The organism is Streptomyces sp. ID05-26A (genome assembly GCF_033794685.1).
Classification (GTDB): domain Bacteria; phylum Actinomycetota; class Actinomycetes; order Mycobacteriales; family Pseudonocardiaceae; genus Lentzea.
This window is the reverse complement of the sequence record NZ_JARAYZ010000002.1, coordinates 2,096,189-2,121,045: the sequence shown is the minus strand read 5'-3', so window position 1 is coordinate 2,121,045 and position 24,857 is coordinate 2,096,189. Positions and strand designations below refer to the sequence as shown.

At 69.7% G+C, this 24,857-nt stretch carries 23 protein-coding genes and 1 tRNA gene; 15 read left to right on the top strand and 9 right to left on the bottom strand.

The genetic code is table 11. The annotated features are described in order from the left end of the window. Positions 1-73: 73 nt before the first annotated feature. The 4 genes from PV646_RS25365 (at position 74) to PV646_RS25350 (ending at position 2,532) form a co-directional block, all read left to right on the top strand. Positions 74-853, top strand: a complete 780-nt coding sequence (locus PV646_RS25365) for a bestrophin-like domain (protein WP_500344684.1) — start codon at positions 74-76, stop codon at positions 851-853. Positions 854-945: 92 nt separating this feature from the next. Further along, positions 946-1,764, top strand: a complete 819-nt coding sequence (locus PV646_RS25360) for a helix-turn-helix domain-containing protein (RefSeq protein ID WP_500344683.1) — start codon at positions 946-948, stop codon at positions 1,762-1,764. Between the two features lie 10 nt (positions 1,765-1,774). Next, positions 1,775-1,939 carry a DUF397 domain-containing protein gene (locus PV646_RS25355; RefSeq protein ID WP_500344682.1) on the top strand — a complete coding sequence of 55 codons (165 nt, stop codon included), beginning with the start codon at positions 1,775-1,777 and terminating at the stop codon, positions 1,937-1,939. A 47-nt stretch (positions 1,940-1,986) separates the two neighbouring features. Further along, the gene (locus PV646_RS25350; protein ID WP_500344681.1) at positions 1,987-2,532 is read left to right on the top strand and encodes a hypothetical protein; all 546 of its coding nucleotides are present in this window, start codon (positions 1,987-1,989) and stop codon (positions 2,530-2,532) included. 52 nt (positions 2,533-2,584) lie between these two features. Here the strand turns inward: PV646_RS25350 and PV646_RS25345 are convergent, their stop codons facing one another. After that, positions 2,585-2,779, bottom strand: a complete 195-nt coding sequence (locus PV646_RS25345) for a PspC domain-containing protein (protein ID WP_500344680.1) — start codon at positions 2,777-2,779, stop codon at positions 2,585-2,587. A gap of 110 nt (positions 2,780-2,889) precedes the next feature. Continuing rightward, positions 2,890-3,495, bottom strand: a complete 606-nt coding sequence (locus tag PV646_RS25340; protein ID WP_500344679.1) for a TetR/AcrR family transcriptional regulator — start codon at positions 3,493-3,495, stop codon at positions 2,890-2,892. Positions 3,496-3,866: 371 nt separating this feature from the next. On the opposite strand from PV646_RS25340, the gene lnt reads away from it, so the two are divergent. The 4 genes from lnt to PV646_RS25320 all read left to right on the top strand — a co-directional run bounded on the left by lnt (position 3,867) and on the right by PV646_RS25320 (position 7,288). After that, on the top strand, positions 3,867-5,414 hold the full coding sequence (gene lnt, locus PV646_RS25335) for an apolipoprotein N-acyltransferase (protein ID WP_500344678.1): 1,548 nt from the start codon (positions 3,867-3,869) through the stop codon (positions 5,412-5,414). Next, positions 5,398-6,165, top strand: coding sequence for a polyprenol monophosphomannose synthase (locus tag PV646_RS25330; protein ID WP_500344677.1), 768 nt, complete (start codon positions 5,398-5,400; stop codon positions 6,163-6,165). Before lnt ends, PV646_RS25330 begins: the two co-directional genes overlap by 17 nt. A gap of 344 nt (positions 6,166-6,509) precedes the next feature. Continuing rightward, entirely contained in the window at positions 6,510-6,818 is a 309-nt protein-coding gene (locus PV646_RS25325) for a hypothetical protein (protein ID WP_500344676.1), read from the top strand. Beyond that, positions 6,815-7,288: a TspO/MBR family protein gene (locus PV646_RS25320; protein WP_500344675.1), complete on the top strand. Its 474-nt coding sequence runs from the start codon at positions 6,815-6,817 to the stop codon at positions 7,286-7,288. The genes PV646_RS25325 and PV646_RS25320 overlap by 4 nt, the downstream gene beginning before the upstream one ends. Before the next feature lie 34 nt (positions 7,289-7,322). Here the strand turns inward: PV646_RS25320 and PV646_RS25315 are convergent, their stop codons facing one another. Both PV646_RS25315 and PV646_RS25310 read right to left on the bottom strand, forming a co-directional pair. Continuing rightward, positions 7,323-7,598, bottom strand: a complete 276-nt coding sequence (locus PV646_RS25315; protein ID WP_500344674.1) for a hypothetical protein — start codon at positions 7,596-7,598, stop codon at positions 7,323-7,325. 49 nt (positions 7,599-7,647) lie between these two features. Then, positions 7,648-10,206 carry an ATP-binding protein gene (locus PV646_RS25310; protein WP_500344673.1) on the bottom strand — a complete coding sequence of 853 codons (2,559 nt, stop codon included), beginning with the start codon at positions 10,204-10,206 and terminating at the stop codon, positions 7,648-7,650. Positions 10,207-10,406: 200 nt separating this feature from the next. Here PV646_RS25310 and PV646_RS25305 point away from each other — a divergent pair. The 3 genes from PV646_RS25305 (at position 10,407) to PV646_RS25295 (ending at position 16,755) form a co-directional block, all read left to right on the top strand. Then, positions 10,407-10,490: transfer RNA gene (locus PV646_RS25305), tRNA-Tyr, on the top strand. Positions 10,491-10,567: 77 nt separating this feature from the next. Continuing rightward, positions 10,568-11,059 (top strand): Gmad2 immunoglobulin-like domain-containing protein, encoded by a 492-nt coding sequence (locus PV646_RS25300; RefSeq protein WP_500344672.1) that lies wholly within the window; start codon positions 10,568-10,570, stop codon positions 11,057-11,059. Between the two features lie 230 nt (positions 11,060-11,289). Further along, positions 11,290-16,755: an ATP-binding protein gene (locus PV646_RS25295; RefSeq protein ID WP_500344671.1), complete on the top strand. Its 5,466-nt coding sequence runs from the start codon at positions 11,290-11,292 to the stop codon at positions 16,753-16,755. Positions 16,756-16,779: 24 nt separating this feature from the next. Here PV646_RS25295 and PV646_RS25290 read toward each other — a convergent pair whose 3' ends face one another. After that, on the bottom strand, positions 16,780-17,670 hold the full coding sequence (locus PV646_RS25290; RefSeq protein WP_500344670.1) for a 5'-nucleotidase: 891 nt from the start codon (positions 17,668-17,670) through the stop codon (positions 16,780-16,782). 51 nt (positions 17,671-17,721) lie between these two features. On the opposite strand from PV646_RS25290, the gene PV646_RS25285 reads away from it, so the two are divergent. Further along, on the top strand, positions 17,722-18,036 hold the full coding sequence (locus PV646_RS25285) for a DMT family transporter (RefSeq protein WP_500344669.1): 315 nt from the start codon (positions 17,722-17,724) through the stop codon (positions 18,034-18,036). Further along, on the top strand, positions 18,036-18,443 hold the full coding sequence (locus tag PV646_RS25280) for a DMT family transporter (protein WP_500344668.1): 408 nt from the start codon (positions 18,036-18,038) through the stop codon (positions 18,441-18,443). Before PV646_RS25285 ends, PV646_RS25280 begins: the two co-directional genes overlap by 1 nt. Here PV646_RS25280 and PV646_RS25275 read toward each other — a convergent pair. The 3 genes from PV646_RS25275 to PV646_RS25265 all read right to left on the bottom strand — a co-directional run bounded on the left by PV646_RS25275 (position 18,336) and on the right by PV646_RS25265 (position 22,568). Next, a complete protein-coding gene (locus tag PV646_RS25275; RefSeq protein ID WP_500344667.1) occupies positions 18,336-19,673 on the bottom strand; it encodes a glycosyl hydrolase family 18 protein in 1,338 nt (445 codons plus the stop codon). The two genes, PV646_RS25280 and PV646_RS25275, sit on opposite strands and share 108 nt — an antisense overlap. Before the next feature lie 113 nt (positions 19,674-19,786). Continuing rightward, positions 19,787-20,524 (bottom strand): SDR family NAD(P)-dependent oxidoreductase, encoded by a 738-nt coding sequence (locus PV646_RS25270; RefSeq protein ID WP_500344666.1) that lies wholly within the window; start codon positions 20,522-20,524, stop codon positions 19,787-19,789. A gap of 7 nt (positions 20,525-20,531) precedes the next feature. Beyond that, a complete protein-coding gene (locus PV646_RS25265; protein WP_500344665.1) occupies positions 20,532-22,568 on the bottom strand; it encodes a serine/threonine-protein kinase in 2,037 nt (678 codons plus the stop codon). Between the two features lie 94 nt (positions 22,569-22,662). On the opposite strand from PV646_RS25265, the gene PV646_RS25260 reads away from it, so the two are divergent. Then, positions 22,663-23,328: a Clp protease N-terminal domain-containing protein gene (locus PV646_RS25260; RefSeq protein ID WP_500344664.1), complete on the top strand. Its 666-nt coding sequence runs from the start codon at positions 22,663-22,665 to the stop codon at positions 23,326-23,328. On the opposite strand, the gene PV646_RS25255 is transcribed toward PV646_RS25260, so the two are convergent. Continuing rightward, positions 23,282-24,247 carry a helix-turn-helix transcriptional regulator gene (locus PV646_RS25255; RefSeq protein WP_500344663.1) on the bottom strand — a complete coding sequence of 322 codons (966 nt, stop codon included), beginning with the start codon at positions 24,245-24,247 and terminating at the stop codon, positions 23,282-23,284. The two genes, PV646_RS25260 and PV646_RS25255, sit on opposite strands and share 47 nt — an antisense overlap. A 103-nt stretch (positions 24,248-24,350) precedes the next feature. Between PV646_RS25255 and PV646_RS25250 the strand changes: the two genes are divergently transcribed. Next, on the top strand, positions 24,351-24,767 hold the full coding sequence (locus PV646_RS25250; protein WP_500344662.1) for a VOC family protein: 417 nt from the start codon (positions 24,351-24,353) through the stop codon (positions 24,765-24,767). Positions 24,768-24,857 lie beyond the last annotated feature (90 nt).

Genomic DNA, 24,857 nt, shown 5'->3' with positions numbered 1-24,857 from the left:
GACGGGCGCAGAACAGTGCCGGGAAGCGTGGTGTTGGTGGTCAAACGGTGTCGGCTGTGGGGAGATGGAGGCCATGTGGACCGCGCTAGTCATCGTTCTCGCGGCGGTGGTCGTGACCGCCGTCGCCTGCCTCCTGTTCGGGCGCTCCCGTGCCCACGAGCAGTCCGATGACAGGGACGCGGACTCGCGGGGCTTCCTCGGCGCGGTGATCAGCGGCCTGTTCATCGTCGCGCTGGCGTTCTACGTGGTGATCGTCTGGGAGGAGAGCGGCGCCGCCGGCGACAACGCCTCCCGTGAGGCCGCCGCCGTCGCCGACGTGTACTGGCAGACCGCCGTGATGCCCCAGCCGCAACGCGACCAGATCCGCTCACTGCTCACCGAGTACCCGAAACTGGTGGCGGACAAGGAATGGCCGAAGCTCGCGGTGGGGGAGTCGGACGACGCCACGACCACGACCCTGAACTCGCTGCACACGGAGATCCTGTCGCTGCCCGCCTCACCGGACCAGGTGAAGAGCGCGCGCGAACGGTCGCTGGAACGTCTGCGGGAGATCACCGACCTGAGGCGCGACCGGCTCGATTCGGCGGGCGGGCTGGACAACACCGGCACGCTGATGCTGATCGGCACGATCGCCGGGGCCGTGGGGATGATCCTGTTCCCCTTGCTGATCGGGTTCACGGCACGAAGGCGGCACGTGCTGCAGATGTGCCTGACTGCGGCGGTGCTGGCGTTCGTGTGCGTGTTGTGCGTGGGGATGACGCAGCCGTTCGACGGGGTGTTGCGGGTGGAGCCGGAGTCGTTCACCAACCTCACGGAGGAGTTGGCCGGGATACCCGTGGACGAGAACCGCTGAAAACCGTAGAACCCTTCTACGCCTGCTTCTTTCGAGTCAATTTGGATCCGAAATGATGGAGGAGGGGGGAGCGGCGGGACTAATTTCTCGCCATGCCCAAGAGAGTGTCCACTGTGCTGGGTCGCGAGTTCGGCGACAACCTCCGCACGTCGATCGCCCGCACCGGCCTGAAGGAGGCCGAGCTCGCACGACGGCTCGGCTGGGAGCACGCCAAGTTGTCGGACCTGGTCAACGGCAAGGGCGGGACCTCCCTGGAGGAGTTCACCTACCTGCTCGGCGTGTGCGGCGTGAAGCCGGCGGATTTCCAGTACCTGAAGGGACTTTTCCTGGAGTCCAGGGAGAGGGGCTGGCTTCAGCTGTACGAGTCGGTGCTGCCGCCGCACGTCCGGACGCTGATCCAGCACGAGCGGCTAGCCAAGGAGATCGTGATCTGGAGCTCGTTGTTCATCCCGGGGCTCCTGCAGATCGAGTCCTACGCACGCGCTGTGGCCGAGGACTCGCCGTTCGTCGAAGACGAGAACATAGCCGAGTGGGTCTCGGCCCGGATCGAGCGGGCGGGAATCGTGGCGGGGCACAAGAAGTTCGTCTTCTACGTGTACGAACCGGTGCTGCACTCACCGGTCGGCGGCCCCGACGTGCTGACGGAGCAGCTTCACGAGTTGCTGCGCATGCTGATCCGGCCGTACATCACGCTGCGGGTCCTGCCGGCCGGGCGTGCGCTCACCGGCGACTTCACCCTCTTGAAGTTCGACAAGTATGAGCCGGTCGTCTTCGACGGAGGCCTGAACTCGGCGCTGTTCCTCGACGACAAGGCATCGATCAGCCTCTACCAGGATGTGGTGAAGCAGATGGACCGCGTTGCTCTCGGTAGGGAAGAATCCAGGGAGTTGATCACCAGCATCGTGTCCTGAGGAGGCTCGGATGGCCGAGTGGCGGAAGAGCAGCTACAGCGCGACCGGCCAGGACTGCGTCGAGGTCGGGCACGGCGTCGGCATCCGGGACTCCAAGGCGCCCGCCTCCCACCTGCCCGTCGAGCCGGCCGCGTGGGAGGCGTTCCTGCGACTGGTCACCGGGCACACCGGCTGAGGCGGCCGGCACGATCCCCTCGACATTCGACGTGGGGGAGAATCGCGATGTGGGGACGTAGGACCGCGCCGCAGCGGCTGGCCGAGTCGGCCGGGCTGAGCTGGAAGCACATCGACGACCAGGGCGAGCTGAACGTCGCGAAGATGGCGGCCTGCGCGGCGGCGGACGGTGCGATGCCGGACGACGTGCTGCCGATGGTCGGGAAGGTCGCGGAGAAGCTCGCCGCCGAGGAGGCCAACCACGGACTCGTGGTGGCGCTGGTCGAGAACCTGCAGAACCTGAGCTCGCACGGCCTGGAGCAGCTGCGCACGGCGGACGAGGTCCTGGCGGTGCTGGGGCCGCGCTGCCTCGTCGTGTGGGAAGCGGTCGAGAAGTTCTGGTCGGCGGTCGCCGAGTGGTGCCGGGGGACCGGTGAGCCGCTGAAGTCCGGTGCGGACCTGCACGCCATCGAGAACCAGCAGCTGCGCTCGATCATGTGGCCCTCGAACAGGAGCCTGGACGACGACACCCGCATCGGCCTCGCCGACGCGATCCGGTACGAGAAGGCGGGCGGCTCCCCGATTCCCGGCTACCGCGAGCTGTTCGCGTCCTGACGCGGAACCGCCCGCCTGCGGGGCAGGCGGGCAGCACCACCGCGGCGGGGGGTCAGTAGCCGCGGTTGGGCATGATCACCCAGAGCACGATGTAGACGACGAACTGCGGTCCCGGCAGAAGGCAGGACAGCAGGAACAGAAGGCGCACGGTGCCCGCCTTCATTCCCCAGCGCTGGGCGAGCCCCGCGCAGACACCCGCGATCATCCGGTTGGTCCTGGGCCTGCTCAAAGCAACTGTCGTGGTCATACATCCAGGATGCCCACTTCGAGCGGTTTGTTGCATCGGGACGAACCCTGATTTGACCCGGATGAGCCACGTCACGCGATTCCAGGGGCGGGAACCGCAACAGGACGGGGCTAGCCGACGTTGGCGGTCGAGAGCTGGTCGACGAACCGCAGGCACGTGGTGCGCATCGTGTCGACCGTCATGGCCTTCGAGCCCGCGAGGACCTGCAGCGCGAGGCCGTCGAGCATGCTGACCATCATGTTCGCGAGTTCGACCGGGTCGCCCGAGTCGTGGATGTCGCCGGAGGCCTGGCCGTCGCGGAAGATGCTCGCCACGATGTCGCGCCACTCGCCGTAGAAGCGCTCGTTGAGCTCCTGCAGTTCGGGGCTGCGGATGGCCTCGACCCAGAGCTCCGCCCAGACCTTCCACGCCTCGACGGTCTCGGCCCCCTCGGGGAGGTACGACTCGACCACCATGCGCAGGCGCGAGAGCGGCGGCTCGTCGGACTCGAGGATCCAGCGGCGGCGGGTCACCGAGACCTCGAAGCAGTGTTCGAAGGCCGCGTCGGTGAGTTCGCGCTTGGTCTCGAAGTAGTAGTGCACCGTGCCGCCGGAGACGCCGGCGTCCTTGGCCACGTCGGACACCCGGAGATGGCGGAAGCCCTCGGCCGCGATCACCTTGCAGGTGGACGCGAGGATCTGCGCCTTGCGTTCGGCTTCCACGCTTGGACGGGGCATCCGTCACCTCCTGATTTGTCCCGAACCTTACCGAAACAGGGAACGAAGCTTGCGCTTGTCGACCTTTCCGGCCTTCGTCGGGGGCGGTTCGGGAAGAATCGTTACCCCTTCTGGGCTGGTGAAGCCCATCCAGTTCGTTCCTCGCCGAATCTCGAATCCTGTCGACATCGACATGCGGTCCGGTTCCTCGAAATATCCGACGTTGCCGGGGTTGAACCATCCATCGGCCGTTCCGCTCAATTGTCGTTCGGCTTTTCGGGTGTGGATCAACGCGCCTTTTCGCCGCGGTCGCCGTTCACGGACGGCCTCTCCGGCACGGGGCCGACGGAGGTCGTACGTCCCGCGTACCCCGGGGCTCGTACGCTGATCGGGTGGTCGCACCCCCCATCGCGCCGGAATCGCCGGAATTGCCCGCCCGCAGGCGGAAAGTGAGCGTTCCGGTCCTCACGCGCATGGCACTCGCCGTCGTCGGCGGTGTGCTGATCTACCTGAGCTTTCCGCCGCGCCCGCTGTGGTTCCTGGCGCCGGTCGGGTTCGCGCTCCTCGCGTACGTGATCTACGACCGGCGTGCGCGCGCCGGCTTCGGGTACGGGCTGCTGTTCGGGCTCGGGTTCATGGTGCCGCTGCTGCGGTGGACCGGGGAGTTCGTCGGGCTGATCGCGTGGCTGCCGCTGGCGCTGGTGTGCGCCCTGATGATCTCGATCGGCACCACCGCGATGGCGTTCGTCTCGCGCGTGCCGGGGTGGCCGCTGTGGGCCGCGTGCCTGTGGGTGGCGGACGAGGCGCTGCGCGGGGTGGTCCCGTTCGGCGGCTTCACCTGGGGAAAGATCGCGTTCGGGCAGCCGGAGGGCTGGTTCCTGCCGCTCGCGTCGCTGGGCGGGGCGCCGCTGGTGACGTTCGCCGTGGTGCTGACCGGGTTCGGGCTCTTCTGGCTCACGAGGAACTGGAAGCTCGCCGCGCCGCTGGTCGTGGTGCCGTTGGGGGTGGGGCTGGTGGTACCCGTGGGGGTGGACGCCTCGGCCGGGACCGTCACCGTCGCCGCCATCCAGGGCAACGTGCCGCGCGCCGGGCTCGACTTCAACTCGCAGCGCCGTGCCGTGCTCGACAACCACGCGAAACGCACCACACAACTGGCCGCCGACGTCGCCGCGGGCAAGGAGAAGCAGCCCGACCTCGTCATCTGGCCGGAGAACTCGTCGGACATCGACCCGTTCCGCAACCCCGACGCCGCCGCCGTGATCGACGCGGCGGCGAAGGCGATCAAGGCGCCGATCGCGGTGGGCGCCGTGGTGGTCGACAAGTCCGACGGGCTGCCGCGCAACCAGGTGGTGCTCTGGGACCCGGCGAAGGGGGCCACGGACACCTACACGAAGCGCAAGCTGCAGCCTTTCGGCGAGACGATGCCGATGCGGTCGTTCTTCCGGCTGTTCTCCTCGACGGTGGACCGGGCGGGCGTCTTCCAGCCCGGTTCGGACCCCGAGGGTTTTGTCATGGGGCCCGCGAAGGTCGCACTTGACACATGTTACGAAGTGGCGTTCGACTCAGTGGTCCGCGACTCCGTGACGGCCGGCGCGACGATCATCGCGATCCCGACGAACAACGCCACGTTCGGGTACACGGAGATGACCTACCAGCAGCTTTCCATGTCCAGACTGCGTGCGGTGGAGCACGGCCGGGCAGTGGTCGTGGCGGCCACCTCGGGGGTCAGCGCGCTGGTCGAACCTGACGGTTCCGTCACTCGGAAGACTGGGCTTTTCGAGCCTGGAGCCCTGGTCGCGACACTGCCGCTGAGGTCGCAGACTACTCTGGCGACTTGGCTAGGAGCCTGGCCCGAGTGGGTGATTACCGCTGCGGGCCTCGCGGCGCTGGCGCTGGGCTTCACCCGACGACGGAAGGACTCGAATGGCGCAGCAGCCTGACCAGGAACTCGGGCAGGTGCTGGTGGTGATCCCGACCTACAACGAGCGGGACAACATCGGAAAGATCGTCAAGAGGCTGCACACGGCACTGCCCGACGTGCACGTGCTGGTGGTCGACGACGGCAGCCCCGATGGCACCGGCCAGCTCGCCGACGAGATGGCGGCCGCCGACGAGCGCGTCCACGTGATGCACCGCACCGAGAAGGCCGGTCTGGGCGCCGCGTACGTCGCGGGCTTCCAGTGGGCGCTCGACCGCGAGTACGGCGTCATCTGCGAGATGGACGCCGACGGCTCGCACGCACCGGAGCAGCTGCACCGGCTGCTCGACGCCCTGCCGCAGGCCGACCTCGTGCTGGGCTCGCGCTGGGTGCCGGGTGGCGAGGTCGTGAACTGGCCCGCGCAGCGCAAGTTCCTCTCGCTGGGCGGTTCGCTGTACTCGCGGCTCGCGCTGGGCGCGAACATCCGCGACATGACGGGTGGCTACCGGGCGTTCCGCGCGGACACCCTGCGCAAGCTGAACCTCGCCTCGGTCGCGTCGGCCGGGTACTGCTTCCAGATCGACCTGCTGTGGCGCACGATCGAGCTCGGCTTCCGCGTGCGCGAGGTGCCGATCACGTTCCTCGAGCGCGAGTTCGGCGAGTCGAAGATGAGCGGCAACATCGTCCGCGAGGCCCTGATCCGCGTGACGAAGTGGGGCCTGCGCCGCCGCGGCAACCAGGTCAAGGCTCTGGTGGGCGGCAAGAAGAAGTAGTCGTCCGGCCACTTCGGACCGTCTCGGCGTGGACGGTCCGAAGCGGCGGCCGTCATCTCCAGTGCTTCCCGTCGGACGGGCACACGTGCCCGGTTCCGTCGCACGAGGTGCAGTCCCCGAAAGTCCACTGCACCTTGCCGTTGCCCTTGCACGTGTCGCAGCGGATCGTGCTGCCGTGACACTTCCTGCAGTTCGCGGGTCTGCCGTTCCAGGCCATCCGTCGCCTCCCGGGATCCGTTGGTGAACGTCCTGTCGGCAGGGGCCGCGAGAGCGTTTCCGGATCCGGGGAAATTCGTGGTCGAAGGTACTCAGCCGACCTTCGGACCAGGCATTACCGTTGTCGTATGGGCCTCGCCGACCGCATGATCCGCGTGCTCTGGGCGGCCGGTGGCGAGGACGTCGCGGAACGGGTCCTGCGCGCGCACTGGCGGCTGCTGCCCACGGACGACCCGCTGGGCCGGGCGCTGCGATCACGGCTGGTGGAGGCGCTGCGGGCCGAACTGCCCGACCGTGCGGCCGAGATCCGCGCCGCCGTGCTGGCCGACGAGGTCGGTCTCCTCGGCGCCGCGGAACGGGTCCGGCCGAGCCGTGCGGCGGTGCTCGGGATCGTGCGTGCATTGCCGGCCTCCGGAACGGGTATCAACCAGGCATGACTCTGGTATCCGAACGCCATCCGGTCCGCGCCCTCGGGCTCTTCGCGGGAGCCGTGCTGGTGACCGCCGTGGTCGGGTCACTGTTCTCCGTGTCCGCCGGATCGACGTACACGGCTCTGGAGCAGCCTTCCTGGGCACCGCCCGCGTGGCTGTTCGGTCCGGTGTGGACGACGCTGTACGTGATGATCGCCGTCGCGGGATGGCTGGCCTGGCGAGCGGGAGCGACGCGGGGCGAGCTGACGCTGTTCGGCGCGCAGCTCGTGCTGAACGCGGCCTGGACGCCGCTGTTCTTCGGCCTCGGGTGGTTCTGGGTGGCGTTCGCCGAGATCCTGGTGCTGTGGATCGCGATCGTCGCGGTCATCGTGGCGTTCTCCAAGCGCAGCAAGGCCGCCGGTCTGCTCCTCGTGCCCTACCTGGGCTGGGTGAGCTTCGCGGCGGCCCTGAACCTGTCGATCGCCCTGCTCAACTGACTGCACTCATCTGGCCGCACTCAATTGGCCGGGCTCAACTGACCGGCACGTACTCCCGGAGCACCTCCATGCCGGTCATCGCCGGAGCGCCGGCCGGCTCGGGGCCGAGCACGCGGGCCAGGACCGGGCCGAGCACCTCGCGGAAGAAGCGGTCGGCGTGCTCCTTCGACTCCCACACGGCGATGATCCGGAACTCGCCCTCGGCCTGGCAGGCGTAGCGGGCGCGCAGGCCTTCGGGATTGACCGCGCCCATCATCTGGTCGAGCTGGTCCAGAGAGCGGGTGGGCGGGGTCGCGATGGTGAGCCACATGGGGTCCTCCTCGGTCGGTGTGGCTCCCAACGTAGGAAGTTCGCGCTGGTCAGCCATCCGCCGGAGTACTCGGTGCGGTACTCATCCACGCCGCGATCTGGCTGCGGGTGCTGAAGCCGAGCTTGGTGAGGATGTGCTGGACGTGGTTCTGGGCGGTCCGCTCGGAGATCACCAGCCGCCGCGCGATCTGCCGGTTCGTCATCCCCTCGGTGACCAGGGTGGCGACCTCGTGCTCGCGGCTGCTCAGCTCGGTCGTGGTGAAGCCCGTCATGCCCAGCGCCCGGATCGCGCGGTCGGCGGCGCGTTGGACCGCGTCGGCGTCACGGCCCAGTGCGCGCAACGCCGCCGCGAGGTGCCAGCGTGCCTCGGCGGCGAACGCGGGCGCGCCCGCGCGGGAGGCCTCGTCGACGGCGCTGGTGAGGTCGTCGACGGCCTGCTCGTGCTCGCCCAGGGCCAGGTGGCCGCGGCCCAGTGCGAGCGTCACCGGCCCCATGTACGCGACGCCGTTGCCCGCCGCGTGTTCGCCGCGGAACTCCGCGAGCCGGGGCAGGATCAGCCTCAGATCACGGGTCAGGCCGAGGCCCGACGTCACCAGGACGGCGTCGACCAGGCCGGGCAGCACGAAGAACGCGGGCAGGTCCCACTCCTCGATCGGCCCGCAGCGGCGGTAGAACTCGAGGGCCTCCTCCCGCAGACCCGCGCGCAGCAACAGGAACGCCCGCGTGAGCTTCGACATCAGCCGGAACCGCGGTGGCGGGTCGTGGAAGTGGCGGGCCAGCGCGAGGCCGTCCTCGGTGGGGCCGAGATGGCAGGAAAGCCCGCACTGCAGAGCGAAGTAGGCACCGGACGCCGGTTCGCGCTCGATCACCCGCATCCGGTCGTAGCCGCGCCGTCCGACCTCCCGGGCCTCCGCGAACCGGCCCTGCGCCTGGGCGATGCACGCCGTCACGACGTCGAGGTGCCACAACGGGACCTGGCCGCCGACCCGTTGGCAGGCGAGCCGGAGCGCGGGCAGTTCTTCCTGTGCCGCAGCGAGTTCACCGCTCTCGACCAACGCGTGGATGCGCCACAGCGAACCCCACATCGCGCCACGCGGGCTGTGCGTCCGGTGCGCGAGGTCGATCATCTCGGTGGCGAGGCCGAGGCGTTCAGCCCGGCCGGACGGTCCGGGACACGCCTCCTGCCTGGCGTGCAACGCTTCCGCGAGCGCGCGGTCGTCACCCCGGGCCAGCCGCAGTGCCTCGCGGCTGAGCTCGTCGAGCCTGTGCTGTTCGCCGCCGTAGAACGCGAGGTGGCTGCGCTGGGCGAGGAGCCGGGCGCGGGTGGCGGGGCTGACCTCCTGACGGAGAGCGTTGTCGCACAACGGGATCGCGACCGCGTTGACGCCCGCGCCGGGGGCCGCCTCGAGGACCAGGGCGGCTTCCGCGATCTGTTCGGGGGTCGCGGCCAGTTCGGCGGCGCGCTGGGCGGCCTGCACGCACCCCGCGAGGTCCCCGGCGAAGTAGGCGGCCCTGCCCAGGGCCACCTGGACCTCGTGGCAGTCCCGCAGTGAGGCCGCGGCCCGGTAGAGGCGCACGCCGTCCTCGTAGGCGAGCTTCGCCACCGCGTCCTGAGCCGCGCGGATCGTCCACGCACGGGCTTCTTCCTTTTCACCGCAGGCACTCCAGTGCCGGGCGACGTCCGCGTAACGAGTGCTGCCCGCCATCGCCTCGGCGATCCGGCGGTGCAGCGCGCGGCGTTCTCCAGGCGTGAGCGAGGCCTCGACCGCGTCGCGGGTGAGGGCGTGCGTGAACCGGTGGCCGGTGGCGTCGACCAACGTCGTCTCGCCCAGGGCGCTGATCGGCTGTCCGGAGGCGGCGGACGCCAGGTCCAGATCGAAGTCGCGACCGATCAGCGCCGCCGTCCTGATCAGGTCGCGGGTGCCGGGGGAAAGCCTGGCGAGACGGGCCGTGACGATGTCGCGGACGCTGCGCGGTGGCTGGTCCGCCCGCCACGTACCGTCGCCGATCGCACGGGCGATCTCCGTGACGAACAGCGGGTTCCCGCCGGTCAGCTCGGTGATCGTGGCCGCGTGGTCGGGTCCGGTGAGTTCGGCGACCTCGGCGGCGGACAGCCCGTGCAGGTCGATCCGGTCGGCGGAGCGCATGAGGTCCGCGACCGCCGGGCACGGGTCGCGGAAAGTCGCGAACAGCAGGCTTCGCGGCCGCGTGGCGAGGTGGGCGAGCACGAGCAGCGACGCCTCGTCGGCCCAGTGGACGTCCTCGACGACGATCACCAGACCGTCGCGGTCGAGCGCGGTGGCGATCGCGTCGAACACCCGGAACCTGTCCTGGGGCACCTCGGCGTCGTGGGCGAGGACCTGGTCGGGATCCACCCCGGCCGCCTTCAGCACCTGCCGCCACGGCCAGAACGCCGGTGCGCCGGCGGTTTCGACGCAGTGCCCCCACACGACCTCCCGGCCCAGCGCGAGGGCGTGCCCGGCCAGTTCCTGGGCCAGCCTCGTCTTGCCGATGCCGGGCTCACCGCCGCAGAGCACCAGCCGTCCGGTCTCCGCCGCCAGCCACGACCGCACCGCGGCGAGCTCGCGAACCCGTCCTGCGACCCGCACACCTGGATGTCGTTCCGACCGCCGATGCCGTTTCCCCTTTAATCGCTGGCGGGCTCGGCGGAGATCCGGCAGGGTGATCCGCATGCGCCGCTATCAGCCCAGATCAGGCTCTCCGTCGTGATGCCCTGAGGCCTCACCGACGTCGAGAGCCGCCCTCCCGTGCAGAACGGGTCAGGGCGGTTTTTTCGTGCTCGAACAATGGTGGAGATGAGGCTGTGGAGCCTCGCCCGTCTGTAAAACGGGAGCCCCGTGCGCAGTCGGTTCGACTCCGACCTCCACCACCAGCCGTTGCGCCAGCGGGGTGAACCCCGGCAACGACCCCCCGCCCGTCCGCGACCTACTAGCGGAGGAAGGGGAAGACATGTCCATCGACATCCAGCAGCCCCGGCCGCTCGGCCTGGTCGGCAGCCACGTCCAGATCGCCGGCACCGCGGGCGGAGCGTTCGAGGCTCAGTTCAACTACCGGATCCACGAGGGTCACGACGAGGTCGTCGGCGGGTTCATGGCCGGTGACGGGGTCGGCGGCCACGGCCAGTTCCAGGTCGGGGTCGACGTCTCGGGTGCGTCGTTCGCGCTCGACCGGCTCTTCGTCGAGGTGTTCTGGGTCTCGCCCAAGGACGGTGCCGAACTCGACAAGGTGATCGTGCCGGTCGTGTACGGGCCGCGGATCGTGCCCGGCTACCGGGTCCACCAGGAGTACAAGATCAAGCCCGGTGACACGCTGTGGGGGATCGCCACCCAGTTCTACGGTTCCGGCAATCTCTACACACGACTGGTGCGGGCGAACCCGCACGTCATCACGGACCCAAACGTCATCACGCCGGGGACCGTCATCCGGATTCCGCAGTCCTGACCGTCCGGGTCCTCCCTCGAAGCGGACAAGGGGGAGGACCCGGCCGTGAGTTGGGACACGGGCTCAAGTGAAGCTGTGCCGAGGACCTGGTGCCTTGTTGGTTTCATACAAAGCACGCTGCTCAACTCGTTCCGATCCAGCGGTTCAGTTACCGGCTGGTAGACGAGAGTGTGTACATCGATTGGGCGGCGACTGCCGCTGAGGTTGTCTGTCCGCGAGGAGAGAAGTCGTTGTTCAGTCGTGTAGCGATCGTCAACCGCGGGGAAGCCGCAATGCGGCTGATCCACGCCGTCCGTGAGCTCGCCGCCGAGTCAGGGGAACGGATCGAGACCGTCGCCCTGTACACCGACGTCGACAAGTCGGCGCCGTTCGTACGGGAAGCCGACCTGGCCTACAACCTCGGCCTGGCGGCGGACCGTCCGTACCTGAACCTCGAGGTGCTGGAGAAGGCGCTCGTCGAGACGAAGGCCGACGCCGCGTGGGTCGGCTGGGGCTTCGTCGCCGAGATCCCCGAGTTCGCCGAACTGTGCGAGAAGGTCGGCGTCACGTTCGTCGGCCCGTCCGCCGAGGCCATGCGCAAGCTCGGTGACAAGATCGGCTCGAAGCTGATCGCCGAGGAGGTCGGTGTTCCGGTCGCGCCGTGGTCGCGCGGTGCCGTCGAGAACCTCGAGCACGCCCTGAAGGTGGCCGAGGAGGTCACCTACCCGTTGATGCTCAAGGCGACCGCCGGTGGTGGCGGCCGGGGCATCCGCAAGATCACCTCTCCTGCCGAGATGGAGGAGAACTTCGAGCGCACCAGCCTGGAGGCCGCGCGCGCGTTCGGCTCCGGCGTGATGTTCCTGGAGCGCCTGGTCACCGGCGCCCGGCACGTCGAGGTGCAGGTCATCGCCGACGGCCAGGGCACGGCGTGGGCGCTCGGCGTCCGCGACTGCTCGGTGCAGCGGCGCAACCAGAAGATCATCGAGGAGTCGGCCTCCTGTGTGCTGGAACAGCACCAGGTCGACGAGCTGAAGACGTCGGCCGAACGGCTCGCGAACGCGGTGGGCTACCGCGGCGCGTGCACCGTCGAGTTCCTCTACCACCCCGGCGAGAAGCTCTTCGCGTTCCTCGAGGTCAACACCCGCCTGCAGGTCGAGCACCCGATCACCGAGATCACCACCAGCTTCGACCTGGTCAAGGCGCAGTTGCACGTCGCGGGTGGCGGTAGGCTGGAGGGTGAGAAGCCCGTCGAGCTCGGTCACGCCGTCGAGGCCCGCCTGAACGCCGAGGACCCGGACCGCGACTTCGCGCCGTGCCCCGGCACGATCGTTCGGCTCGAGCTCCCGGCCGGCCCCGGCATCCGCGTCGACACCGGCGTGGCCGAGGGCTCGCAGATCCCCGCCGACTTCGACTCGATGATCGCGAAGATCATCGCGTACGGCCGCACCCGCGACGAGGCGCTGGGCAAGCTGCGCCGCGCGATGGCCGAGACGACGGTCATCATCGAGGGCGGCACGACCAACAAGAGCTTCGTGCTCGACCTGCTCGACGAGCCCGCCGTGATCGACGGCTCGGCCGACACCTCGTGGATCGACCGCGTCCGCGCCGACGGCGGCCTGATCTCGCACCGCCACTCCGCGATCGCCCTGGCCGCGGCCGGCATCGAGGTGTACGAGGACGAGGAGCAGATCAACCGCACCGAACTGCTGGCGTCCGCCCGCGGTGGCCAGCCGCGCACGAACCACGAGGGCGCGGTCAAGCTGGAGTTCGTGCTGCGCGGTCAGCCGTACGTCGTGACCGTCGCCCGCGCCGGTGCCGCGAAGTACCGCGTCGGTGTGTCCGCTGTGGACTCCGGGACCGTGCTGACCGGGGACGTCGACGTCGAGCGGTTCGACCACCACGTCGGCCAGATCACCGTCAACGGCACCAGGTTCCGCGTCGTCACCGGTACGCACGGTGTGGTCCACCAGGTGGAGGTCGACGGGGTCACCCACCGCGTGACCCGTGACGAGGGCGGTGTCCTGCGCTCGCCGATGCCCGCGCTGGTCGTCGCGACGCCGCTCGTGGTCGGTGCCGAGGTCGAGGCCGGCGCACCGGTGCTCGTGCTCGAGGCGATGAAGATGGAGACGGTGCTGCGCGCGCCGTTCCGCGCCCGGCTGAAGGAACTGAACGTCGTCGTCGGCACCCAGGTGCCCGCCGGTGGCGCGTTGCTGAAGCTCGAGGAGATCGAGGACGAGGACGGCGCCGCCGAGGTCGCGAAGCCCGAGTCGGCCGTCGAACTGGAGCTGCCCGCGCCGCGCACGGACGTCCGGCCCGAGGACCTCGCCGCCCGCGGCATCGACGACCTGCGCAACCTGTTGCTGGGCTTCGACACCACCGCCGCCGACACCGAGCGGGTGCTCGCGGACTACATGGGTGCCCGTGAGGACCTGAAGGAGCGGCCGCTGGTGCAGGAGGCGACGCTGCTCGGCATCTTCGCCGACCTGTGCGACCTCTCCCGCAACCGGCCCGCCGGTGAGGAGACCAAGCCGGAGAACCACATCCACTCTCCGCGCGAGCACTTCCACACCTACCTCAAGACCCTGGACGCCGACCGCGCGGCACTGCCGGAGGGCTTCCGCGCCCGTCTGCAGAACGTGATCGGCCACTACGGCATCACCGAGCTCGACCGCACGCCGGAGCTGGAGCAGGCCGTCTTCCGCATCTTCGTGGCGCTGCGCCGCGGTGTGTTCGACGCGGCCGTCGCCACGACGCTGCTGCGCCGCTGGGTGCAGGAGGCGCCGCCGGTCGAGTCCGAGCGCGTGCGGGTGGGCCTGGTGCTGGAGCACATCGTCGCCGCGACGCAGGTCCGCTACCCGGCGGTGGCCGACCTCGCCCGCAGCGTCGTGTTCACCTGGTTCGCGCAGCCGCTGGTGCGCCGCAACCGCGCCCGTGTGCACAGCGAGGTCCGCAAGCACCTGATCCACCTCGACGCGCGGCCTGACGCGGCCGACCGCGAGGAGCGGATCGTCGCGATGGTGGCGTCGGCCGAACCGCTGGTGCGGCTGCTCGGTCAGCGCATCGGCAAGCCCGGCGCGGACAACACCCCGTTGCTCGAGGTGCTGGCCCGCCGTTACTACACGAAGAAGGCGCTGGAGAGCCCGCGCATCGACGGCGCGTTCTTCATCGCCGAGAACGAGCCGGAGCAGACCAGGCTCATCTCGACCGCCGTGGAGTTCACGTCGCTGACCGAGGCCGTCGGTGACGTCGTCAAGCACGGCAACGGAAGCGCTGTCGTCGTCGACCTCTACGTCAACTGGCCCGACGGCCCGTCCGACCAGGACGAGATGGCGGCTGGTCTGGGTTCCGCCCTGGCCGCGCACCAGCTGCCGCCGACGATCACCCGCATCACCACCACGGTCGCGGGCCGCCGCGGCGAGTCGATGCACCACCACTTCACGTTCCGCCCGTCGTCCAACGGGTTCGCGGAGGAGAGGCTGGTGCGCGGGCTGCACCCGCGCATCGCCGAGCGCATGCAGCTGGAGCGGCTGCGCGAGTTCGACCTCACGCGGCTGTCCTCCGTGGACGAGGACGTGTACCTGTTCCGCGCCGTGGCGAAGGCGAACAAGTCCGACGAGCGTCTCGTGGCGCTGGGCCAGGTCCGCGACCTGACGCCGTTGCGCGACGACGAGGGCCGGATCGTGGCGCTGCCCGCCGCAGAGGACGTTCTGGCCACGTGCCTGGACGGCATCCGCAGGGCTCGCGCGCAGTCCGGTGGCCGCACGCGTCTCGCGACCAACCGCGTCGTGCTCTACGCGTGGCCGCCCACCGAGCTCGGGTCGAAGGACCTGGACGCGATCGGTCAGCGCGTGCTGCCGACGACCGCGGGCCTCGACCTCGAAGAGGTCCTGTTCCTGGCGCGCCGCAGGGATCCCGTGTCCGGTGACATCACCGACATCGGCGTGCGGATCGCGAACGACGCCGGCTCGGGCGTGCGGTTCTCGTTCGTGCAGCCGCCGACCGAGCCGATCCAGCCGTTGGACGACTACCGCCAGAACGTGCTGCGCGCCCAGTCCCGGGGCACGATCTACCCGTACGAGCTGGTCGAGATGCTCGTCGGCGACGGCGGGTCCTTCGTGGAGCACGACCTCGTCGACGGCGCGCTGGTGCCGGTCGACCGCCCGCGCGGTGGCAACAAGGCCGGCATCGTCGTCGGTGTCGTGACGACGCCGACCCCGGCGTACCCCGAGGGCATGAAGCGCGTGGTGCTGCTGGGCGACCCGACGAAGTCCCTGGGCGCGCTCGCCGAACCCGAGTGCTCGCGGGTGATCCACGCGATCGACCTGGCCGAATCGTTGTCCGTGCCGCTGGAGTGGTTCTCGCTCTCGTCCGGCGCGAAGATCTCGATGAGCTCCGGTGTCGAGAACATGGACTGGGTGGCCGCGGCGCTGAAGCGGATCGTCGAGTTCACGCAGGACGGCGGCGAGATCAACGTCGTCGTCAACGGCATCAACGTCGGCGCCCAGCCGTACTGGAACGCCGAGGCCACGATGCTCATGCACACCAAGGGCATCCTGGTCATGACCCCGGACTCGGCGATGGTGCTGACCGGCAAGCAGGCGCTCGACTTCTCCGGTGGCGTCTCGGCCGAGGACAACTACGGCATCGGTGGCTACGACCGCGTCATGGGCCCGAACGGTCAGGCGCAGTACTGGGCCCCGAACCTGCGCTCGGCGTTCGACGTGCTGCTGGGTCACTACGAGCACAGCTACATCGCGCCGGGCGAGTCGTCGCCGCGCCGGGTGTCCACTTCGGACCCTGCCTCTCGCGACGTCTCCTCGTACCCGCACGTCGTCGGCGACAGCCCGTTCACCACGGTCGGCGAGATCTTCTCGGTCGAGTCGAACCCGGATCGCAAGAAGCCGTTCGACATCCGCACGGTGATGCGGGCGCTTTCGGACCAGGACCACGAGGTGCTGGAGCGCTGGGCCGGCATGGCCGACGCCGACACCGCCGTCGTCCAGGACGTGCACCTCGGCGGCATCCCGGTGACCTTGCTCGGCGTCGAGTCGCGCGGTGTGTCCCGCACCGGCTTCCCGCCCACCGACGGCCCGGACACCTACACCGCCGGCACGTTGTTCCCGAAGTCGTCGAAGAAGGCGGCCCGCGCGATCAACGCGGCCTCGGGCAACCGCCCCCTGGTGGTGCTGGCGAACCTGTCCGGCTTCGACGGCTCCCCGGAGTCGATGCGGGAACTGCAGCTGGAGTACGGCGCCGAGATCGGCCGCGCGATCGTCAACTTCCGCGGCCCGATCGTCTTCACGGTGATCTCGCGGTACCACGGCGGCGCGTTCGTGGTCTTCTCGAAGGCCCTGAACCCGTCCATGACGGTGCTCGCGGTCGAGGGCTCGTTCGCCTCGGTCATCGGCGGCGCACCGGCCGCGGCCGTGGTGTTCGCCCGTGAGGTCGACGGCCGCACGGCCAACGACCCGCGCGTGAAGAAGCTGGAGTCCGCGGTCGCCGAGGCCTCCGGTGCCGAGCGCTCCGCACTCACCGCCGAGCTGGTGTCGACGCGACAGGGCGTGCGGACCGAGAAGCTGAACGAGATGGCCGCCGAGTTCGACCGCGTGCACAGCGTGCAGCGCGCGGTGGAGGTCGGCGCGGTCGACGCGATCATCTCGGCCGCGCAGTTGCGGCCCGCGATCATCAAGGCGATCGAGGACGGTCTCGCGAAGTAGTCGCTCGTCAGGGAAGGAGCCCGGTCACTCGGTGGCCGGGCTCTTCTCGTTGGTGATCCCGAACGGGACGTGCACGCACGGCACTGTCTGGACCAGGTGCCCGCGCTGGTCGTCGAAGAAGATGTGCGGCCTGAGCACGTCCAGGATCGGCGCTTTCCGCAGCCCGCCAAGGAAGAACGCGTCGTTCACCGTGAGCCCCCACGCCTTGAGGCTGTTGATCGCGCGCTCGTGGGCGGGGGCGGACCGGGCCGTGACCACCGAGACCCGGACGCGGTCCTCGGCCTGGCGCTGGATCCGGTTCACGCCCGCGAGGAAGTTCCTCAGCGGTCCGGGATCCAGCGGTGTGACGACGTTCGTGGCCTCGTGCCGCTGGAACTGGTCGAGCCCGCCGCTCTGGTAGATCCGCTCGGACGCGTCGTCGGCGAGGACGCCGTCGAAGTCGAACGCGATCCGCAGCGCCGGGTCGTCGTCGTCCTGGAACGACGACTTGAGCACCTGGCCCGCGGGCATGCCGGCCAGCGTCGCCTTGCGGACGTCCTTCTCGTTGGCGGACAGGAACAGTGACATGTTCAGCGCCGGCATGTACTCGTGCGGGGCGCGGCCCTCGGTGAAGATCGCGCGGGTGATCGTGAGGCCGTGGTGGGCGGCGGAGCGCAGGATGCGCAGGCCGGTGTCGGGGGAGTTGCGCGACAGCACGATCACCTCGACCAGCGGTGCCAGTGCGTTGAGCTGTAGCAGGCGGCGGATGAACGGGAAGGCGACGCCCGCGGCGAACGGTTCGGCGAGGTGGGCTTCCTGGTAGGCGCGGTAGGCCTGTTCGCCCTCCGTCGAGAAGACGGCGTCGGACTGCGCCAGGTCGAACAGAGCGCTCGACGCGACGCCTACGACCAGCAGGTTCTCCAGGCTGGGAGCCACATCACGTGATCGTAGCTGGCCGGTTCGCGCTTTTCTGGTACGGTCGTACCAATGTACTGGGTTGTGTTGGTGGCGTCCGGGGTGCTGGAGGCCGTGTGGGCCACGGCGCTCGCGGCGTCGAACGGTTTCCGCAGGCCTTGGCCGGTGGTGGTGTGGGCCGTGACCATGACTTTGAGCCTCGTCGGGCTCGCGTGGGCGATGCGGGGGATCCCGGTCGGCACGGCGTACGCGGTGTGGGTCGGCGTGGGAGCCGTGCTCACGGTGCTCGTCGCGGTGCTGCGCGGTGAGGAGAAGCTCGGGGTGGCCAAGGCGTTGCTGCTCGTCGCGTTGATCGGCTGCGTCGCGGGCCTGAAGGTGGTGAGCTGATGTACTGGGCCGTGTTGCTGGCGAGCGCCGTGCTCGAGGCGGTGTGGGCGACGGCGTTGTCCCAGGAGTCCTACGTGCTCTTCGCGGTCGCCGCGACCTTGAGCATGGCGGGGCTTTCCATTGGCATGAAACGAATTCCGGTCGGCACCGCGTACGCGGTGTGGGTCGGCATCGGGGCCGCCCTGACCGTGGCGTGGGCGATGATCACCGGCGAGGAGACGGTCTCCGTCTGGAAGATCGTGTTCCTCACCGGGATCATCGCCTGCGTCATCGGCCTGAAGTTCCTGAAGTCAGGAGGCTCAGGCGTTGATGGTCCACCGCTGGTTGGCGGTTCCGGCGCAGTCCCAGAGCTGAAGCCTGGTGCCGTCGGCGGAACTGTTGCCGGTGGCGTCGAGACACCTTCCTGACGCCGTGTTGCGCAACTGGCCGTTGGCCTCGGCGGTCCACTGCTGGGCGCCGGAGCCCGTGCAGTCCCACAACCTGGTCACGGCGCCGTTGGCCGTGCCGGACGCGTCGAGGCACTTGCCCAAGGAGCGCAACGTGTTCGCGTTGCGGGTCCACTGCTGGGCGTTGGTGCCGTTGCAGGAGTAGAGCTGCACCGCGGTGCCGTTGGTGGTGTTCGCGCCCGCCACGTCGACGCACTTGCCGCCGAAACCGGTGATGGTGCCGCCGGTCGGAGGCTGGGGGTTGCCGTTGCCGGCGGTCTCCCAGATGGCGTTGAGCAGGCTGGTGCTCCCGGTCGTGTCCTGGGAGAGCTCCCAGTTCATGATGCCGCCCGCGTTGGCCAGCGCCCACTGCGTCTTGCGACGGATCGTCGGCAGGCCGTTGTAGGAGTTGCCGTTGTAGCTGTCGCGGTTGGCGTTGGCCGGGTCCTGCGCGACGAGGTCGCGGTAGGAGATGTAGGTCGGCCGGCTGTAGAACGGCACACCGAGAACGGCCTTGCTCGCAGGCAATCCGCGGTTCTTCCAGAAGTTGACGGAAGCGATCGACCAGTCGTAGTTCGCGTGCGGGCTGCCGCCGTCGTAGGCCATGATGTTCAGCCAGTCGACGATGCCGAAGACCGCGGGCTGCACGCCGTTCGCCGTGCCACCCTCGCTCACGACCGCGGCCGTGAGCAGCTTGCCGCGGCTGTGCAGCTGGTCGCCCAGCTGGCGCATCAGCAGTGTGTAGTTGTCACCCTCGACGCCCGGATCCGGGTACTCCCAGTCCATGTCGACGCCGTCGAGGTTGTACTGGCTGACCAGGTTGATCAGCGCGTTGACGAACGTCGTGCGGCCGTTGGCGCTGGCCGCGAGGATCTCGAAGTTGTCGTCGTTGCCGTTGTTCCAGCCACCGACCGCGATCGAGACCTTGACGCCGTTCTGGTGGCCGAGGCTCACCAGCTGCTGCAGCTTGCCGGGGTCGGGCACGCCCTGGAGCGTGCCGTTGGAGTTCGGCAGCACGAACGAGTAGTTGATGTGCGTCAGCTTGTTGTACGGAAGCGTGCTGACGTTGCCGGCCCACGACGGCATGTAGCCGACGCTCTTGAACCCGGCGGGGTAGGCGGCCTGCGCGGCAGGCGCCATGACTGTCAATGTCGCCGCGGCGGCGGCCAGCGCGAGGCCGGCGGCACCGAGGCGTGAGCGGAATGAACGCATTGCAGGGGAGGCCTTCCACTTCGTCGAGCGCCCACCGCGACGTTAGTGGTCTAGACCGGTTGCTGGAAGATCAACTCGGTACCGGAACTGGTTCCGGTACCGGTTCCAGGCGGTCACCGCAGGTGCGAGGCACCGTTCACGTCGATGATGGTGCCGCTGGCCCACAGCGCGTTCTCCGTGGTCAGCCACGCGACGGCCGCGGCGACCTCCTCGGGTTCGGCGACGCGGCCGAACGGGCTCTGCGCCCGGATCCGCTCACCTTCCGGGCTCTCGAGGAAGTCCGTGACCATGCCGGTCCTGACGAATCCGGGTGCGACGCCCGCGACCGCGATGCCCTGCGGCGCCAAAGCCTGGGCGAGCGACTGGGTCATCGCGTGCAGCCCCGCCTTCGCCGCGCCGTACGCGGGGGCATCGGGCTCACCCCGGTAGGCACCCCGCGAGCCGATGTTGACGATCCGGCCACCGGTGGTCATGTGCCGGACCGCGTGCCAGGCGAGGTCGGCCGGGCCGAACAGGTTGAGCTCGACGGTGCGGCGCCAGGCCTGCTGCCACTCCTCGAAGCTCGTCGTGGTGATGGGGTGGTGGAAGTAGAGACCCGCGTTGTTGACGAGGACGTCGAGGCCGCCGAGCTTCTCGACGGCCTCGCTCACGACCTGCCCGGCCTGGTCGGCGCCGAGGTCGCCCTGGACGGTGACGTGCCCGGTTCCTTCGAGGCCTTCGGCGACCTCCTGGGCCTCGTCCGCGCCCTGTCGGTAGTGGACGGCGACCTGGAGGCCCTGCCGGGCGAGGGCCTGGGCGATCGCGGCGCCGATGCCGCGGGACGCTCCGGTGACGAGTGCGCGTCGAGTCATGCCCCGATCATGCCTGGTTGTCGATCATCCACTTCCCGTTCTGCTGCACGAACGTGTACGTGTGCGTCTCGGTGTCGGTGACGCTCGCACCCTGCATGTACTGCAACGTCACGGTCACCACGTTGTCGCCCTGCGGCACGAAGTTCGACAGCTGCACCGCCGAGTACTTGCTCCAGAACGTCTGGTAGTTCTGGAAACTCGGTGTGCGAACGGACTTGAACCTGTCCGTGAGCGAGGCGTAGCCCGCCTCCAGGTTGCCGGGGATCAGCGCGTAGTAGGCGGTGATCGCCTCCTGCGCGTTCTTCGGACCGGCCGGAGGCTGTGGGGTGTCGCTCGGGGTGCCGGCAGGGGGCTGCGTCTCGCCCGTAGCGGGCGGCGTCTGGCCGGTGCCCGTCTGCGAGGGCTGGGACTGGTCCGTCGTCTGACCGGTGCTCGGGTTCGGCGTACCGGCGGAGGACTGACCGCTGGTGCCGGGCGACTGGGCCTTCTGGTCGCCGCCGCCACCCTTGGGCCACAGCAGGAACGAGCCGACGCCGACCGCGATCACGAGCAGCACGATCGCGATGGGGACCAGCGGGAACTTGCGGCGGTTCTCGTCCTTCTCCGCTGGGGGCACGGGTGGGGTGCCGGCAGGGGGTACAGCCGCCGGCGCGCCGGATGCCGCCATGCCTGAGCCTCCCGCCGCGAGGGTCTGGCGCGCGGGGGTGGTGGGGAGCGCGGCCGTGCCGCCTGCTGCCGGGGCCTGGCGGGTTCGGGGTTCCGGGGTGGCGGGTGTGGTGGCTTGCTGCGGCTGCTGCGAACCGGCGGCCGCGCTTGCCGCTGCGGCACCAGCACCCGCAGAGGTTCCGGTGTCGGCGGATGGTTCTGTGCCGGCGGCGGAGCTCGTGTCTGCCGAGGTCTCGGCTTTCGCTGCCGCCTCTGCGGTGCCGGTGGCACCTGCCGACTGCTCGCCAGCGGCGCTCGCCGCTGACCCCTGACCTGCTTCAGCCCCGGCGTCCTCCGCCGACTCTTCCTCGTCCGCAGCGGGCGTCGTGACATCAGGCTTCGTAGCCGGCTTCGCGAGCGGCGGCGCGGTCAGCCCCGCCGCCTCCACGGCCGCTGCGCCCGCGACCAGCCCGGCCGCGGCGGCCGCCGCCTCCTGCTTCGCCTTCTCCTCCGGCTGGGCCTCCACCGGCAGCTTGACCGTCGCCGGGATCACGACGGTCGCCTGGGAGGCCTGCGGCGTCTCGTTCACGACGGCGGCCAGCAGGTGCACGGCCTCCTGCATGCTCGGGCGGCGCTCCGGGTCGGTCGCGAGCAGGCGGAACAGCACGGGGGACAGCAGGGGGCCCGCGTTCGCCGGCGGCATGATCGAGCCGCTGGCGACGCGGTGCAGCATCACGAGGTTGTTGTCCGCGGTGCCGAAGGGCGGGCCGCCCTCGACGGCGTTGTAGAGGGTGGCGCCCAGTGAGAAGACGTCGGAGGGCAGGCCCGCGTCCTCGCCGCGGGCGACCTCGGGGGAGAAGAACGCGGGCGTGCCTACGGTGCCCGTCGCGGTGGCGGTGGCGTCCTCGCCGGTGGCGCGGGAGATGCCGAAGTCGGTGATCTTGACTTCCTGGTCGCCGATCAGGACGTTGCCGGGCTTCACGTCGCGGTGCTGGATGCCGTGGCGGTGCGCGGCGGCCAGGGCGGCGGCGGTGTAGCACCCGATGCGGGCCACCTCGCGGGGTGGCAGGGTGCCCTGCTCGGTGATCACGGCGGCGAGGCTGCGGGAGGGGAGGTACTCCATGATCAGCCAGGGGCGGCCGTCCTCCTCCACTACGTCGTAGACGCGGATGGCGTTCGGGTGCTCCAGGCGCGCGGCGAGGCGGGCCTCGCGCATCGCCCTGGCCTTCGCGCGGTCGACTCGGGCGTCGTCGAGACCGTCCAGCCCGAGCAACTCCTTCGCCGCGACCACGCGGTGCAGTTGCTCGTCATAGGCCTGCCAGACGACTCCCATCGCCCCTTGGCCGACCTTCTGCTTCAACTGGTAGCGGCTTCCGATGAGCCGACTGGTCTCCTCCACGCGGGTGCTCCCGTCCCCTCTGAATCACTCACAAGTGTGACGGTTGCCGCGGTCGCCGTTGACCATAACCCTATATGGGGGTATATATGGGGTTATGCCGAAAATCAACGTGTACCTGCCCGATGAGCTGGCCGAATCCGTGAAGGACATGAACATTCCCGTCTCGGCGATCTGCCAGAGAGCACTCGAGGGTTCGGTCAAACGGATCATCGCGATCCGGGCGCTCACCGTCCAGGACCTCAAACGCGACAACTTCCCCCAGTTCACCGACCGCGCCTGGAAGGCTCTCCAGATCGCCGCCGAGAGCGCCGAGGGCACCAAGATCGGCACGGCCCACCTCCTGAACGGCATCGTCCGCGAGGGCGGGAACCTGGCGCTGGACGTGCTGCGCGCGATCGACATCGCCCCGGAGGGCGTTCCTTCTTTCATTCCCGCGGACATCGGCCGGAAACCCGGATTCGCCGACGACGCGGCCGCCGCACTGGAACTCGCGGTCACCGAGTCGATCGCGCTGGGCCACAACTACGTCGGCTGCGAACACCTGCTGCTCGGCATCGTCGCCGAACCGGACGGCAAGGGCGGCGAGGAACTGCGCGAGCTGGGCGCGGAGATCAAGGGCACGCGCCGGGCGGTGCAGACGGCGCTCGCGGGCATCATCCACCTCCAGAAGCAGCAGAAGGCCGCCCCGGACGCGGCGAAGGTACTGGAGATGATCATGGCTCGGCTGGCTCGGCTGGAGCAGCACGCGGGTATCGGCTGACGAGCTCCGCGCCGATGCGCGCCAGGTGTTCCTCGACCTCAGGCGACTCGACCGTGATCAGACCGCCCCACCCGGCGACGTTGCGGGCGATGTCGAGCGGCCGCGGCGCCGTCAGTTCGACCTTCGTGTGCTCACCCCGCACCCCGAGGACCGTGCAGTGGCGGCCGTGCTGGTGCTGGAACACACCCAGGAACCTCGTGGGCACGAGCACGATCGCCGACGCCGTCGAACGCTTCGCCTCCACGGCCGTCACGACCTCGTCCCAGGCGCCGGCGAGCTCGAAGTCCGCGGGCCGGCTCGCCGGGGTGCCGGTGAGGGAGACACCCAGGATCCGATCGAGCCGGAACGTGCGCTGCCCGTCACTGGTGCCGGCGACGAAGTACCAGGTGCCGTCCTTGTCGACGAGTCCCCACGGGTCGACCTCGCGCGCTTTCGGTGCCTCGCCCCGCTTCTGGTAGGTCAGCCGCACCCGCACCTGCTTGACGACGGCCTGCTGCAACGTGGCGGTGACGGCCGGCCGGTCCCTGGTGTCCTCGCCCCACGCGGCCGTGTCGATGATCGTCGCGTCGGCGGCGGCCTCGGCCTCGGCGCGGAACGTCTGCGGCAGCGCGCGCACCAGCTTCCGCAGCGCCGACTTGACCTGCGGCGCGACGGACGCGGCCGGTCCGGCGATCAGGAACAACGCCTGTGCCTCCGCCGAGGTCAGGCCGCTCAGGTCCGTGCGGGCGCCGCCGACGAGTGACCAGCCCCCGCCTCTCCCCGGTTGGGGGTACACGGGTATCCCCGCCGCGGACAGCGCTTCGAGGTCGCGCCGGGCCGTGGCGTTGGAGACTTCGAGCTCCTCGGCCAGCTCGGCGGCGGTCACCCGGCCACGGGCCTGCATCAGAAGCAACGTGGCGACGAGACGGTCTGCGCGCATGTCTCCAGATTCCCGCTGAAAGTGCTCACTGGATGAGCACTTTACGGCCGAAGCTGAAACCACACCGACCAGAACTTTTCCGGAGGCAGTTGTGTTGCGAGGCATGTCGACCGTGTCCTACTTCGCCGACGACCTGACCGAGGCCCGCGACTGGTACGCGCGGTTCCTCGGCGTCGACGCGTACTTCGAGCGGAGCACCCCGGACGGAGTGCTCGCCTACGTCGAGTTCCGCATCGGCGACTACCAGGCCGAACTCGGCATCGTGCACCGCCGGTTCGAGGTCACGCCGTCCGACGGGCCGGCGGGGCAGATCCTCTACTGGGCGGTCGACGACCTCGACGCGACGCTGAAGAGGCTGCTGGAGCTCGGCGCCAAGACCCACGACGAACCGCGGGTGCGCGGCGAGGGGTTCGTCACGGCGTCGGTGGTCGACCCGTTCGGCAACATCCTGGGCGTCATGACCAACACCCACTACCTGGCCGTCGCCGAGCGGAACCAGGCCGGCCGCGGCGAAGGCTGAGGTGTCCGCGGCAGCCGAACCGCCGCGGGCACGTCCCCGCGACTCCGCGAGGCGCTCGCCGTGCCGGGCAGTCCGGCCGGCGGCGCTCGG

Excerpts from the sequence above, each read along its gene's own strand:
- PV646_RS25365 (WP_500344684.1), top strand. The coding sequence starts at position 74 with ATGTGGACCGCGCTAGTCATCGTTCTCGCGGCGGTGGTCGTGACCGCC.
- PV646_RS25360 (WP_500344683.1), top strand. The coding sequence starts at position 946 with ATGCCCAAGAGAGTGTCCACTGTGCTGGGTCGCGAGTTCGGCGACAAC.
- PV646_RS25355 (WP_500344682.1), top strand. The coding sequence starts at position 1,775 with ATGGCCGAGTGGCGGAAGAGCAGCTACAGCGCGACCGGCCAGGACTGC.
- PV646_RS25350 (WP_500344681.1), top strand. The coding sequence starts at position 1,987 with ATGTGGGGACGTAGGACCGCGCCGCAGCGGCTGGCCGAGTCGGCCGGG.
- PV646_RS25345 (WP_500344680.1), bottom strand. The coding sequence starts at position 2,779 with ATGACCACGACAGTTGCTTTGAGCAGGCCCAGGACCAACCGGATGATC.
- PV646_RS25340 (WP_500344679.1), bottom strand. The coding sequence starts at position 3,495 with ATGCCCCGTCCAAGCGTGGAAGCCGAACGCAAGGCGCAGATCCTCGCG.
- PV646_RS25330 (WP_500344677.1), top strand. The coding sequence starts at position 5,398 with ATGGCGCAGCAGCCTGACCAGGAACTCGGGCAGGTGCTGGTGGTGATC.
- PV646_RS25325 (WP_500344676.1), top strand. The coding sequence starts at position 6,510 with ATGGGCCTCGCCGACCGCATGATCCGCGTGCTCTGGGCGGCCGGTGGC.
- PV646_RS25320 (WP_500344675.1), top strand. The coding sequence starts at position 6,815 with ATGACTCTGGTATCCGAACGCCATCCGGTCCGCGCCCTCGGGCTCTTC.
- PV646_RS25315 (WP_500344674.1), bottom strand. The coding sequence starts at position 7,598 with ATGTGGCTCACCATCGCGACCCCGCCCACCCGCTCTCTGGACCAGCTC.
- PV646_RS25300 (WP_500344672.1), top strand. The coding sequence starts at position 10,568 with ATGTCCATCGACATCCAGCAGCCCCGGCCGCTCGGCCTGGTCGGCAGC.
- PV646_RS25285 (WP_500344669.1), top strand. The coding sequence starts at position 17,722 with ATGTACTGGGTTGTGTTGGTGGCGTCCGGGGTGCTGGAGGCCGTGTGG.
- PV646_RS25280 (WP_500344668.1), top strand. The coding sequence starts at position 18,036 with ATGTACTGGGCCGTGTTGCTGGCGAGCGCCGTGCTCGAGGCGGTGTGG.
- PV646_RS25275 (WP_500344667.1), bottom strand. The coding sequence starts at position 19,673 with ATGCGTTCATTCCGCTCACGCCTCGGTGCCGCCGGCCTCGCGCTGGCC.
- PV646_RS25270 (WP_500344666.1), bottom strand. The coding sequence starts at position 20,524 with ATGACTCGACGCGCACTCGTCACCGGAGCGTCCCGCGGCATCGGCGCC.
- PV646_RS25260 (WP_500344664.1), top strand. The coding sequence starts at position 22,663 with ATGCCGAAAATCAACGTGTACCTGCCCGATGAGCTGGCCGAATCCGTG.
- PV646_RS25255 (WP_500344663.1), bottom strand. The coding sequence starts at position 24,247 with ATGCGCGCAGACCGTCTCGTCGCCACGTTGCTTCTGATGCAGGCCCGT.
- PV646_RS25250 (WP_500344662.1), top strand. The coding sequence starts at position 24,351 with ATGTCGACCGTGTCCTACTTCGCCGACGACCTGACCGAGGCCCGCGAC.